This window comes from Actinotalea caeni (genome assembly GCF_009733795.1).
Classification (GTDB): domain Bacteria; phylum Actinomycetota; class Actinomycetes; order Actinomycetales; family Beutenbergiaceae; genus Pseudactinotalea; species Pseudactinotalea caeni.
Genome location: NZ_WNXX01000001.1, coordinates 249,017 through 260,726, shown reverse-complemented (window position 1 = coordinate 260,726; position 11,710 = coordinate 249,017). Strand labels below are relative to the sequence as shown.

The following is an 11,710-nucleotide window of genomic DNA, read 5'->3' as shown; positions in this document are numbered from 1 at the left end:
CGCGTCAGGTGGGGCGGATGTCAGAGGTCCCCACCGGGGACCCCGAAGGTGTCGCACGCGCTCGGGCCGTCGGTGTAGCCCTGCCAGAACCACCGCTGCCGCTGCTCGGAGGAGCCGTGCGTCCACTGCTCGGGGTTCACGCGACCGCCCTGCGAGCTCTGGATGTGGTCGTCGCCGACAGCCGCCGCGGCGTCCATCGCGCTCGCGAGCTGCGCCTGCGTGAACTCCTCCAGCAGCGTCACGCCGGCGGCGTCCTCGGTGCCCTGCGCGTTCTGCGCCCACGCACCGGCGAAGCAGTCCGCCTGCAGCTCCAGCCGCACGCCGTCCGACGTCGGCCCGGTCTCGCTGCGGTCGAGCCTGTCCATCGTGCCGGAGAGGTTCTGGACGTGGTGGCCCCACTCGTGGGCGATGACGTACATCTCGGCCAGCGGGCCGCCCTCGGCGCCGAGCTGGCTGGTGAGCACGTCGAAGAAGGCCGTGTCCAGGTAGATGCTCTGGTCGGGCGGGCAGTAGAACGGCCCCATCGCGCTCGACGCGGTGCCGCAGCCGGTCTGCCACTGGCCGCTCTCCAGGTACATGCCGGGGGAGACGTACTGCCCGCCCAGACGCGGGAACGCCGTCGCCCAGTAGTCGTCCAGCGAGTTGTACGCGCCGACCATCCGGCAGTCGACGTTCTCGTTCGCGTCCGCGCCCGTGCGGCACTCCTCCGCGAGGCTGGTGTCGGTGCCCTGCTCGACGGGCTCGCCGGTCGTCGGGGCCAGCCCTGTGAGGTCGACACCGAGCAGCTGCGACAGCAGGAACAGCACGAGCGCGGCGCCGCCGCCGACGGCGATGCCGGTGCCGCCGCGCCCACCACGCCGGACCCGGCTGGCGTCGAGCCTGGCGTCGTCGTTGAACGTCATGCGGGCACGATAGCCGCGTGAGATGCCTCACCCGAGCGTTATCACGTGGGTCGGTGCGACGGTGGCTACCTAGACTCGTGCCACGTGATCACCGCCCGTGACGTCGAGCTGCGCGTCGGCGCCCGACAGCTGCTGCAGCCCTCGACGTTCCGGATCGACGCGGGCATGCGGATCGGGCTCGTGGGGCGCAACGGGGCGGGCAAGACGACGCTGACCAAGGCGCTCGCCGGCGAGGCGCAGCCCACTGGCGGCACCATCACCCGCACCGGGTCGGTCGGGTACCTGCCGCAGGACCCCCGCACCGGCGACCTCGACGTGCTGGCACGCGACCGCGTGCTGTCCGCCCGCTCGCTCGACGAGGTGATGCGCCGCATCCGTACCGCCGAGCAGCAGATGGCCAGCGAGGACGAGGCCGTGCGCACCCGGGCGATGGAGCGCTACGCCCGGCTCGACGCCGAGTTCACCGCCCAGGGCGGCTGGGCCGCCGAGAGCGAGGCCGCGCGCATCACCTCCAACCTCGGGCTGCCCACGCGGGTCCTGGACCAGCCGCTGCGCACGCTCTCCGGCGGTCAGCGCCGCCGGATCGAGCTCGCGCGCATCCTCTTCAGCGGCGCCGAGACGCTGCTGCTCGACGAGCCGACCAACCACCTCGACGCCGACTCGATCCTGTGGCTGCGCGACTACCTCGCCTCCTACCCGGGCGGGTTCGTCGTCATCAGCCACGACACCGAGCTGCTGCGGGCGACCGTCAACACGGTCTTCCACCTGGACGCGACCCGCGCCGAGCTCGACGTCTACAACCTCGGCTGGGACGCCTACCTGCAGCAGCGCGAGACCGACGAGCGGCGGCGCCGGCGCGAGCGCGCGAACGCCGAGAAGAAGGCGTCCGCACTGATGGCCCAGGCGGAGAAGATGCGCGCCAAGGCCACCAAGGCCGTCGCCGCCCAGAACATGCTGCGGCGCGCCGAGCGGATGCTGACCGACCTCGACGAGGTGCGCGTGGCCGACCGCGTCGCGAAGCTCCGGTTCCCGGACCCGGCGCCGTGCGGGCGCACGCCGCTGCGCGCCGAGGGGCTGAGCAAGTCCTACGGCTCGCAGGAGGTGTTCACCGACGTCGACCTCGCGATCGACCGCGGCAGCAAGGTCGTGGTGCTCGGGCTCAACGGCGCCGGCAAGACCACGCTGCTGCGGATCCTCGCGGGCATCGAGCGGCCGGACACCGGCGAGGTGCTGCCGGGCCACGGGCTGAAGATCGGCTACTACGCCCAGGAGCACGAGACGCTCGACATGGGGCGTACGGTCCTGGAGAACCTGCGCAGCGCCGCCCCCGACCTCACCGACACCCAGGTGCGTGGCGTGCTCGGGTCGTTCCTGTTCTCGGGCGACGACGCCGAGAAGCCCGCGCGGGTGCTCTCCGGCGGCGAGAAGACCCGGCTGGCGCTCGCGGTGCTGGTCGTCTCGGCGGCGAACGTGCTGCTGCTCGACGAGCCGACCAACAACCTCGACCCCGCGAGCCGCGAGGAGATCCTGGCCGCGCTGCGCGGGTTCACGGGCGCGGTCGTGCTCGTCACGCACGACGAGGGTGCTGTCGAGGCCCTGCAGCCGGAGCGCGTGCTGCTGCTGCCGGACGGCGACGAGGACCTCTGGAACGACTCCTACGCCGAGCTGGTCTCGCTCGCCTGAGCCTCGATCTCGGCGTCCTCGATCTCGGCGTCGGTGCGACGGCGTGACCGCGGCCGCGGCGGCGCGGGTGCCACGCCCTCGTCGCGATCCATCGCCGCACGCTCGCGGCGTGCGAGCACGGCGTAGCCGAGGAACGCCAGCAGCCCGAACGTCCACCACTGCAGCGCGTAGGACAGGTTGGAGCGGTAGTTCGGGGACGGCACCGTCATCGGCGTCGGCGGGTTCGCCGTCGTCGGCGTCTCCTCGACCACCCACGCGTAGGCGGTGGTGACGAGAGTGCCGGGCCCGGCGGTCGCGCCCGCCGCGGCGAGCACCTGCTCGGGCGCGATCCGGTGCACCTGGCCGGGCACCTGCTGGCGGTCGCTGGGCTCCTCCGCGGGGCGCAGCCGCAGCACCAGCTGCAGGTCGCCGTCGGGCAGCGCGAGGCGGTCGGTCGGGTCGGTGAAGGCGTCCGTCGGGTACCAGCCGCGGTCGACGGCCAGCAGCCACCGCTCGCCGTCCGGGCCGGGCACCTCGAGCACCGCCAGCGCGTGGTCGGCCGGCCCGCCCTCGACGCCGCGCTGCGGCAGCGCCACCGGGTCGCCGACGTAGCGCCCGGTGGTGGTCACGGTGCGCCACTCGAGGTCGTCGCCGACCTCGGTCGTTGGGTCGGGGAGCAGCTGCGCGAGCGGCACCGCCGGCTGGTCGCGGTTGGCCTCGACCCGCGCGATCGCCTCGGCTCGGTACTCGTGCCGGGCCAGCTGCCAGGACCCGAGCAGGCCGCACACGGCCGCGACGAGCACCGTGAGGACGGCGATCCCCACCCAGCGTCGTGACCGGAGGAAGGCGTAGCGCGCCGTCATGCCGTGGGCAGCTCCGCGACCGGGATCGTCTCGCGCAGGAACGAGCGCGCGGTGAGGAAGTGCTCGAGGTGCTGGCGGTGGTCGGGGCACGCGAGCCACGTCTTGCGGCGCTCGGCGTCGTGCAGCTTCGGGTTGTTCCACCGCAGCGCCCAGACCGCGTTCTCCCGGCAGCCCTTCGCGCTGCAGACCAGCTCGTTCACCGCTGCTTCTCCTCGCCCGGCGGCAGCGCCCGCGCGTCGACGTAGCTGCTCGGCACGCTGCGACGCTCGGTCCCGGAGTTCGCGAAGATGACCGCGACGACCGGCAGCACGAACGCCAGCAGCACGCACGCCCAGCGCACCCAGCCGTCGGTGAGGAACGCCGCCACGAAGGCCGCCGCGCGGATGCTCATCGAGATGAGGTAGTTGCGCGTGCGATCGTGCAGCTGGTCGCTCTGGCTGCGGCCCGCCGAGGTGATCGCGTGGACGTCCGTCACCTGGTCCACACTACGCCTCGTCCGGGCCCCTATCCTGGCCTGCGGGCAGGGGCGGACGACGCCGCGTGCCCGGGCCGAGACTCGACGAGGGAAGGGGCCGACGTGAGCGGTGCCGCAGACAACGGGCGGGACCAGCGGGTCGTCGTCGTGACGGGGGCCAACCGGGGCATCGGGCGCGCGATCGCGGAGCGCTTCGTGGCCGCCGGCGAGAAGGTCGCGACGATCTACCGCAGCGGCGACCTGCCCGAGGGCGTCTTCGGCGCCGTCGCCGACATGCGCGACAGCGCCGCGGTCGACACGGCGTTCGCCTCGATCGAGGCCGAGCTGGGCCCGGTGCAGGTGCTGGTCGCCAACGCCGGTGTCACCAAGGACACGCTGCTCATGCGGATGTCGGACGAGGACTTCGCCGACGTCCTCGACGTCAACCTCACCGGGACGTTCCGGTGCGTGCGTCGGGTGACGAAGAACATGGTGCGCGGCCGCTACGGTCGCATCGTGCTCATCTCCTCGGTCGTCGGGCTGTACGGCTCGCCCGGCCAGGTCAACTACGCCTCGTCGAAGGCGGCGCTGGTCGGCATGGCCCGCTCGGTCACCCGTGAGCTCGGCGGGCGTGGCATCACGTGCAACGTCGTCGCGCCCGGCTACATCGACACCGCGATGACGCAGGCGCTGCCCGAGGCCACGCAGGAGAAGTACCGCGCCGCCATCCCCGCGGGTCGCTTCGCGCAGCCGGAGGAGGTCGCGGCAGCCGTCGAGTTCGTCGCGTCCGACGACGCCGCCTACATCAGCGGCGCCGTCATCCCGGTCGACGGCGGCCTCGGCATGGGGCACTGACCGAACCGACGAACAACGGAAGGAGCCCGGAGTGGGGCTGCTCGAAGGCAAGCGCATCCTGGTGACCGGCGTGCTCGTGGAGAGCTCGTTCGCGTTCCACGTCGCCAGGCTGGCCCAGCAGGAGGGCGCCACCGTGGTGCTCACCAGCTTCGGCAAGGCGTACCGGCTCACCCAGGTGATCTCGCGCCGGCTGCCGGCCGAGGCGCCCGTGGTGCACCTCGACGTCAACTCGACCGAGGACCTGGACGCGCTCGCCGAGCGGGTCTCCGAGCACGTCGGCGGCCTCGACGGCGTCGTCCACTCGATCGGGTTCGCACCGCAGAGCGTCATGGGTGGCAACTTCCTCGCCGGGCAGTGGGAGGACGTCGCGGTCGCGCTGCAGACCTCCGCCTACTCGCTCAAGGCGCTCGCGGTCGCGGCCAAGCCGCTCATGGGCCAGGGCTCCTCGATCGTCGGGCTGACCTTCGACGCCCGGTACGCGTGGCCGGTGTACGACTGGATGGGCGTGGCCAAGGCCGCGTTCGAGGCGACAAGCCGCTACCTGGCGCGCGACCTCGGGCCCGAGGGCATCCGCTGCAACCTCGTCTCCGCCGGACCGGTGCGCAGCACCGCCGCGAAGTCGATCCCCGGCTTCGAGACGATGGAGAGCGTGTGGAGCGAGCGCGCACCGCTGGGCTGGGACGTCAACGACCCCGAGCCCAGCGCCCGCGCGGTCGTGGCGCTGCTGAGCGACTGGTTCCCCGCCACGACCGGTGAGGTCGTGCACGTCGACGGCGGCGTGCACGCGATGGGGCAGTAGGCGGCCCGGGCATGGCCGGGACCGAGCCGCGCAGGTTGACGCTGCTGCGGCACGCCAAGTCCGACCAGGACGGCTCGCCCGACCACGAACGCGTGCTGGCGGCGCGCGGCCGCCGACAGGCGCCCGTCGTCGCGGAGCAGCTGCGCGACCACGGGCGGCTGCCGCAGCTCGTGCTGTGCTCGACCGCGGCCCGCACCCGGCAGACGTGGCAGCTGGTCGCCGACGCGCTGGGGGAGGGACAGCCCGAGGTGGTCTACCTCGACGCGCTGTACCTCGCCGACGTCTCCGACGTGCTCGCGGCGGTCGCCGAGGTCCACGACGAGGTCGGCGACCTGCTGGTCGTCGGGCACGAGCCGACGATGTCGCAGACCGCCGCACGACTCGCCGGCCCCGGCTCCGACCCGGCGGCGCTCGCGCAGGTGCGGGTCGGGGTGCCGACCGCAGGCCTGTCGCTGCTCGAGGTCGACGGCGGCTGGGCCGATCTCGCACCGGGCTCCGCGCGCCTGGTCGAGGTGCTCAGCCCCGGGGTCTGAGAGGCCGCCCGCGACCCGCCGCCCGCGGGCGGCAGCGAAGGTCGGCGCATTCTGTACCTACAGGTATGTACACTCGTGCCATGGACTCCCGCGAACGCCTCGTCACGACGATGTCGGAGCTGATGTGGGAGCGCGGCTACGCCGACACCAGCCCGCGTGAGGTGCGGGAGCGCGCGGGCGTGGGGCAGGGCAGCATGTACCACCACTTCCCGAGCAAGCGGGACCTCGCCCTGGCCGCGCTCGAGCGCAACGTCGTGGACCTGCTGCCGGCCGCGGCCGAGCTCGACGGCCCCGGCAGCCCGATGGCCCGGATCGAGGCCTACCTCATGCGTCCGCGCGACGCGCTCAAGGGCTGCAAGGTCGGCCGGATGACGCAGGACCCGCAGGTGCGCGAGGACCCGGTGCTGCTGGCGCCCGTGGCGCGGGCGTTCCAGCAGGTGCACGGCGCCTGGGCCCGCGCGCTGCGGGCGGCCGTGGCCGCCGGCGAGCTCCGTGACGACCTCGACCCCGAGCAGCTTGCGCGGACGCTGATGGCGGTGCTGCAGGGCGGCTACGTGCTCGCGATCGCCCAGCAGGACCAGCGCCCCTTCGACGACGCCTGCAGCGGTGCGCTCGCGCTGCTGCGGGCCGCCGCACCGTCGCGGCCCCACGGACCTGGCAGGAACACCGAGGAGAGGGAACGACCATGACGGTTCGCATCGGCATCAACGGCTTCGGCCGCATCGGGCGCAGCTACCTGCGTGCCGCGCTCGCGAGCGGGGCCGACGTCGAGGTGGTGGCGGTCAACGACATCGCCGACGTGCACACGCTGGCCACGTTGCTGGAGTGGGACTCGATCAACGGTCACCTCGACGGCGTCACGGAGGTCGACGGCGCGCTCCAGGTGGGCGACCGCCGCATCGCCGTGCTCGCCGAGCGCGAGCCCGGGAGCATCCCGTGGGGCGAGGTCGGGGCCGACGTCGTCATCGAGTCGACCGGGCGGTTCACCGACGGCGAGGCCGCGGCGGCGCACCTGCGCGGCGGCGCCAGGAAGGTCGTCGTCTCGGCACCCGCGAAGGGCGACGTGCCGACGTTCGTGCTCGGCGTCAACGACGACCGGCTCGATCCCGGCGCGCACGACGTCTTCTCCAACGGCTCGTGCACGACGAACTCGCTGGCTCCGCTCGTCGCGGTGCTGCACGAGGCGTTCGGCGTCGAGTCCGGGCTGATGACGACCGTGCACGCCTACACGGCCGACCAGCGGCTGCACGACGCGCCGCACTCGGACATGCGGCGCGCCCGCGCCGCTGCGATGTCGATCATCCCGGCGTCCTCGGGCGCTGCGCGCGCGATCGGCAAGGTGCTGCCCGAGCTCGACGGGCGTCTCACGGGCGCCGCGATGCGGGTCCCCGTGCCCGTGGGCTCGATCACCGACCTCACCGCCGTGCTCGCGCGCGAGGTGACCGTCGAGGAGGTCAACGCCGCGTTCCGCGAGGCCGCGTCGGGTCGCCTGCAGCGCTACCTGCAGTACTCGGAGGCGCCGCTGGTCTCGGCCGACATCGTCGGCAACCCGCACTCGTCGATCTTCGACGCACCGCTCACGCAGGCGGTCGGCCGGCACGTCAAGGTGCACGGCTGGTACGACAACGAGTGGGGCTTCTCCCACCGGCTGGTGGAGTTCTCCGAGCGGCTCGGCGCCGCACTCTGACCCCTCAGAGGTGCGCGAGCACCTCGTCGAGCCGCGGCCCGGGGAGCGCGAGGTCGGCCTGCGCGGCCACGACCGGGTAGGCCGCGAACGCGACCCCGAGGCCGGCGGCGGCGATCATGTCGAGATCGTTGGCGCCGTCGCCGATCGCGACGCAGTCGGCGAGGGGCACGCCGGCCTCGTCGGCGAAGGACCGCAGGAACGCGGCCTTCGCCGCGCGGTCGACGACGGCGCCGCTCACCCGCCCGGTGAGCTCGCCGTCGACCACCTCGAGACGGTTGGCCTGCACGCGCGCGATCGGCAGCTCGGCCACGAGGGGGTCGATGATCTCGTGGAAGCCCCCCGAGACCAGCCCGACCGGCCAGTCTCGCTCGGCGCACGCCTCGACGAGCTCGCGGGCGCCCGGGGTCAGGCTGATCTCGTCGCGGACGGCGTCGAGCGTCTCGACCGGCAGCCCGGCGAGCGTCGCGACCCGCTCGTGCAGCGAGGCGGCGAAGTCGAGCTCGCCGCGCATCGCGCGCTCGGTGACCGCGGCGACGAGCTGCTCGGTGCCGGCGTGGGCGGCGAGCAGCTCGATCTGCTCGGCCGTGATGAAGGTGGAGTCGACGTCCATGACGAGCAGACGCCGGCGATCGTTCGTGCTCACGCCTTGGTGACCCTCGCGCCCTTGGGGACGACCGTGACGCCGCCGTCGGTGACGACGAACCCGCGCGAGCGGTCCAGCTCGCGGTCGACGCCGACGGTCGCACCCTCCTCGACGACGACCAGCTTGTCGAGGATCGCCTTGCGCACCTGGGCGTGCCGGTGCACCTCGGTGCCGTCCATGAGCACCGAGCCCTCGACGTCGGCCCACGAGTTCACGCGCACACCGGGGGAGAGCACCGACGTGCGCACCTCGCCGCCGGAGACGACCACGCCGGGCGAGATGATCGAGTCGGTCGCGTGCCCCACGCGGTCGCCGACCGAGTGGACGAACTTCGCCGGCGGCAGCCCCGTGTACCCGGTGTGCACCGGCCAGGAGTCGTTGTAGAGGTTGAAGACCGGCTCCACCGCGATGAGGTCCATGTTGGCGTCGTAGTAGGAGTCCAGCGTCCCGACGTCGCGCCAGTAGTCGCGGTCCCGGTCGGTCGACCCCGGCACGTCGTTGTGGATGAAGTCGTACAGCCCGGCCTGCCCCTTGGCGACGAAGAACGGCACGATGTCGCCGCCCATGTCGTGCTTGGACGCCGGGTTCCTGGAGTCCTGCGTGACGGCGTCGATCATCGCGTCGGCGTTCATGACGTAGTTGCCCATCGAGGCGAGCACCTCGCCGGGGGAGTCGGCCAGCCCCTGCGGGTCGCTCGGCTTCTCGAGGAAGTCCGCGATCCGCGTCGGGTCGTCCGGGTGGGCGGCGATGACGCCGAACTGGTCCGCCAGCGAGATCGGCTGCCGGATGCCCGCGACCGTCATCTCCGCGCCGGAGGCGATGTGCGCCTCGACCATCTGGGAGAAGTCCATCCGGTAGACGTGGTCGGCGCCGACCACGACGACGATGTCGGGCCGCTCGTCGTGGAGGATGTTGAGCGACTGGTAGATCGCGTCGGCGCTGCCGAGGAACCAGTTCTTCCCGACCCGCTGCTGCGCCGGCACCGGGGCGACGTAGTTGCCGAGCATCCGCGACATCTGCCACGTCTTCGCGATGTGCCGGTCCAACGAGTGGGACTTGTACTGCGTGAGCACCACGACCCGCAGGTAGCCGGCGTTGACCACGTTGGACAGCGCGAAGTCCACGAGCCGGTAGATGCCGCCGAAGGGCACGGCGGGCTTCGCGCGGTCGGTCGTCAGCGGCATCAGTCGCTTGCCCTCGCCGCCCGCCAGGACGATCGCCAGAACACGTGGTGCGGCCATGTGCGCAACCCTAGGCTGCCTGGACGGCGAACAGCCACGGAAACGCCACCACGACCACGGAGGTTCACCGATGCGTGTCGACCTGCTCACCCGCGAGTACCCGCCGCACGTCTACGGCGGCGCGGGGGTGCACGTGGCCGAGCTGGCGCGGGTGCTGCGGCCGCACGCGGACGTCCGGGTGCGGTGCTTCGAGGGACCTCGTCCCGACGCCGAGCCCGGTGTGCAGGGCTACGACGAGCCGGCCGGGCTGGCGCACGCCAACGCCGCGCTGCGCACCCTCGGGGTCGACCTCGCGATGGCGGCCGACGTCGAGGGCGCCGACGTCGTGCACTCCCACACCTGGTACGCGAACATGGCGGGCCACCTCGGCGGCCTGCTGCACGACGTGCCGCACGTGGTCACCGCGCACAGCCTGGAGCCGTTGCGGCCCTGGAAGGCCGAGCAGCTCGGCGGCGGCTACGCGCTCTCGTCGTGGGCCGAGCGCACCGCCTACGAGGGTGCGGCGCGCGTCATCGCGGTCAGCGCCGGCATGCGGACCGACATCCTGCGCGCCTATCCCTCGCTCGACCCCGACGACGTCGTCGTCGTCCACAACGGCATCGACCTCGCGGGCTGGACGCGGCCGAGCGAGGAGGCGATCGACGCCGTCGCCGAGCGGTTCGGCGTCGACCGCAGCCGCCCGACGGTGATCTTCGTCGGTCGCATCACCCGGCAGAAGGGCCTTCCGTACCTGCTGCAGGCCGCGCAGCGGCTGCCCGCGGACGTCCAGCTCGTCATGTGCGCCGGGGCGCCCGACACGCCCGAGATCGCGCGCGAGGTGTCGACGGCGTTCCTCGGCCTGCGCGAGCAGCGCACCGGGGTGATCTGGATCGAGGAGATGCTGCCGCGCGAGCAGGTGGTCGCGCTGCTCGCGGCGTCGACGGTGTTCGTGTGCCCGAGCGTCTACGAGCCGCTGGGCATCGTCAACCTCGAGGCGATGGCGGTCGGGGTGCCGGTGGTGGGCTCGGCGACCGGCGGCATCCCGGAGGTGATCGACGACGGCGTCACGGGGCTGCTGGTCCCGATCGAGCAGGTCGACGACGGCACCGGCACGCCCGTGCACCCCGAGCGGTTCGTCGCCGACCTCGCCGACGCGCTCACCCGGGTGACCGGCGACCCGGCCCGCGCCGCGGAGATGGGGGCCGCCGGCCGCCGTCGCGCCGAGGAGCACTTCTCCTGGGAGTCGATCGCCGAGCGGACCCTCGACGTCTACCGCGGGGTGTTGTAGCGGCGGGTCACTGCCGCACGAACGTGCTGGCGGCCGACATCGCGTGACGCGCGGCCGTGGCGACGTGCCGCAGCGCGGCGTGCCGCTGGTCGGCGGCCCACATCGTGACGGCCGCGCCGTCGTCGGCCATCGCGAGCTCGGCGATCGCCTCCAGGCGTGCGCCCCGCACCAGCAGGTCGCTGCGGCGCGGGTCGAGGTCGGGCGGCAGCGTGCGCGCCACCTGCTCGGGCACGACCGCCGAGGCCAGCTCCGCGATCTCCTCGGCCGCGTCCGGCCGCCACCGGGCGACGTCCATCGCCTCGAGCGTGTCGACCGCGACGACCAGCGCCTCGGCCAGCATGCGGCGCGCCTCGCCCAGGTTGACCGGCACCGCCGACACCTGCGTGCTGTGCAGCTGCCAGCGCACCATCGCGCCGGGCTCCAGGGCCGACCCGAACGCCACCACGTCGGGCACCGCGACCAGCGCCTGCCCGAGCACGCCGCCGTCGACGACCACGCACTCGCCGGCGTCCATCGCGGCCACCCCCGCGGCGCCCGCGAGCCCCACGGGCTCGTGCGGCACCGGCAGCGCGGCGAAGGTCGCCGCACGCGGACGGCGGTGCTCGGCGAGCCGGCTGAGCAGCAGCGCGAGCGGGGCGTCGTCGTCGGTCCGGTGCGGCTCGTCGGTACCGGTGACCGCCGCGACGGCATCGGTGAGCCAGCTCTCGCCGTCGTCGGCGGAGCCGACCCACAGGGCCGCAACGACGCTCCGAGGCAGGGACACGCTCACCGGGTCTCAGGCTAGCCGTCGGAGCGACTAGTTTT

The 11,710-nt window shown here is 73.2% G+C and carries 14 protein-coding genes; 7 read left to right on the top strand and 7 right to left on the bottom strand.

The features are described 5' to 3' along the window. Nucleotides 1–20: 20 nt before the first annotated feature. Nucleotides 21–902 carry a KPN_02809 family neutral zinc metallopeptidase gene (gene ypfJ, locus GPA02_RS01200; protein WP_156198006.1) on the bottom strand — a complete coding sequence of 294 codons (882 nt, stop codon included), beginning with the start codon at nt 900–902 and terminating at the stop codon, nt 21–23. Nucleotides 903–986: 84 nt separating this feature from the next. On the opposite strand from ypfJ, the gene abc-f reads away from it, so the two are divergent. Then, entirely contained in the window at nt 987–2,585 is a 1,599-nt protein-coding gene (gene abc-f / locus GPA02_RS01195) for a ribosomal protection-like ABC-F family protein (protein ID WP_156198005.1), read from the top strand. Here abc-f and GPA02_RS01190 read toward each other — a convergent pair. Genes GPA02_RS01190 through GPA02_RS01180 form a run of 3 tightly spaced genes read right to left on the bottom strand, consistent with a single transcriptional unit; the run spans nt 2,558 to nt 3,902 of the window. After that, nucleotides 2,558–3,427 carry an SURF1 family protein gene (locus GPA02_RS01190; protein ID WP_156198004.1) on the bottom strand — a complete coding sequence of 290 codons (870 nt, stop codon included), beginning with the start codon at nt 3,425–3,427 and terminating at the stop codon, nt 2,558–2,560. The two genes, abc-f and GPA02_RS01190, sit on opposite strands and share 28 nt — an antisense overlap. Further along, a complete protein-coding gene (locus GPA02_RS01185; protein ID WP_156198003.1) occupies nt 3,424–3,627 on the bottom strand; it encodes a hypothetical protein in 204 nt (67 codons plus the stop codon). The genes GPA02_RS01190 and GPA02_RS01185 overlap by 4 nt, the downstream gene beginning before the upstream one ends. Then, complete coding sequence (locus GPA02_RS01180; RefSeq protein ID WP_240133806.1) at nt 3,624–3,902, bottom strand: DUF3099 domain-containing protein; 279 nt, start codon at nt 3,900–3,902, stop codon at nt 3,624–3,626. Before GPA02_RS01180 ends, GPA02_RS01185 begins: the two co-directional genes overlap by 4 nt. A 102-nt stretch (nt 3,903–4,004) precedes the next feature. Between GPA02_RS01180 and fabG the strand changes: the two genes are divergently transcribed. From fabG to gap, 5 genes are all read left to right on the top strand, one after another. After that, nucleotides 4,005–4,736, top strand: coding sequence for a 3-oxoacyl-ACP reductase FabG (gene fabG / locus GPA02_RS01175; RefSeq protein WP_156198002.1), 732 nt, complete (start codon nt 4,005–4,007; stop codon nt 4,734–4,736). Nucleotides 4,737–4,767: 31 nt separating this feature from the next. Next, on the top strand, nt 4,768–5,535 hold the full coding sequence (gene fabI / locus GPA02_RS01170) for an enoyl-ACP reductase FabI (RefSeq protein WP_156198001.1): 768 nt from the start codon (nt 4,768–4,770) through the stop codon (nt 5,533–5,535). Between the two features lie 11 nt (nt 5,536–5,546). Next, nucleotides 5,547–6,068 carry a SixA phosphatase family protein gene (locus GPA02_RS01165; protein ID WP_156198000.1) on the top strand — a complete coding sequence of 174 codons (522 nt, stop codon included), beginning with the start codon at nt 5,547–5,549 and terminating at the stop codon, nt 6,066–6,068. Nucleotides 6,069–6,148: 80 nt separating this feature from the next. Continuing rightward, nucleotides 6,149–6,757, top strand: a complete 609-nt coding sequence (locus GPA02_RS01160) for a TetR/AcrR family transcriptional regulator (protein WP_156197999.1) — start codon at nt 6,149–6,151, stop codon at nt 6,755–6,757. Next, complete coding sequence (gene gap / locus GPA02_RS01155) at nt 6,754–7,755, top strand: type I glyceraldehyde-3-phosphate dehydrogenase (RefSeq protein ID WP_156197998.1); 1,002 nt, start codon at nt 6,754–6,756, stop codon at nt 7,753–7,755. The genes GPA02_RS01160 and gap overlap by 4 nt, the downstream gene beginning before the upstream one ends. Nucleotides 7,756–7,759: 4 nt before the next feature. On the opposite strand, the gene serB is transcribed toward gap, so the two are convergent. Beyond that, nucleotides 7,760–8,398, bottom strand: coding sequence for a phosphoserine phosphatase SerB (gene serB / locus GPA02_RS01150; protein WP_275689707.1), 639 nt, complete (start codon nt 8,396–8,398; stop codon nt 7,760–7,762). Further along, nucleotides 8,395–9,639 carry a glucose-1-phosphate adenylyltransferase gene (gene glgC, locus GPA02_RS01145; RefSeq protein ID WP_156197997.1) on the bottom strand — a complete coding sequence of 415 codons (1,245 nt, stop codon included), beginning with the start codon at nt 9,637–9,639 and terminating at the stop codon, nt 8,395–8,397. Before glgC ends, serB begins: the two co-directional genes overlap by 4 nt. A gap of 70 nt (nt 9,640–9,709) precedes the next feature. On the opposite strand from glgC, the gene glgA reads away from it, so the two are divergent. Further along, nucleotides 9,710–10,906, top strand: coding sequence for a glycogen synthase (glgA, locus tag GPA02_RS01140; protein WP_156197996.1), 1,197 nt, complete (start codon nt 9,710–9,712; stop codon nt 10,904–10,906). A gap of 7 nt (nt 10,907–10,913) precedes the next feature. Here glgA and GPA02_RS01135 read toward each other — a convergent pair whose 3' ends face one another. Next, entirely contained in the window at nt 10,914–11,675 is a 762-nt protein-coding gene (locus tag GPA02_RS01135; RefSeq protein ID WP_156197995.1) for a hypothetical protein, read from the bottom strand. Nucleotides 11,676–11,710: the final 35 nt, after the last annotated feature.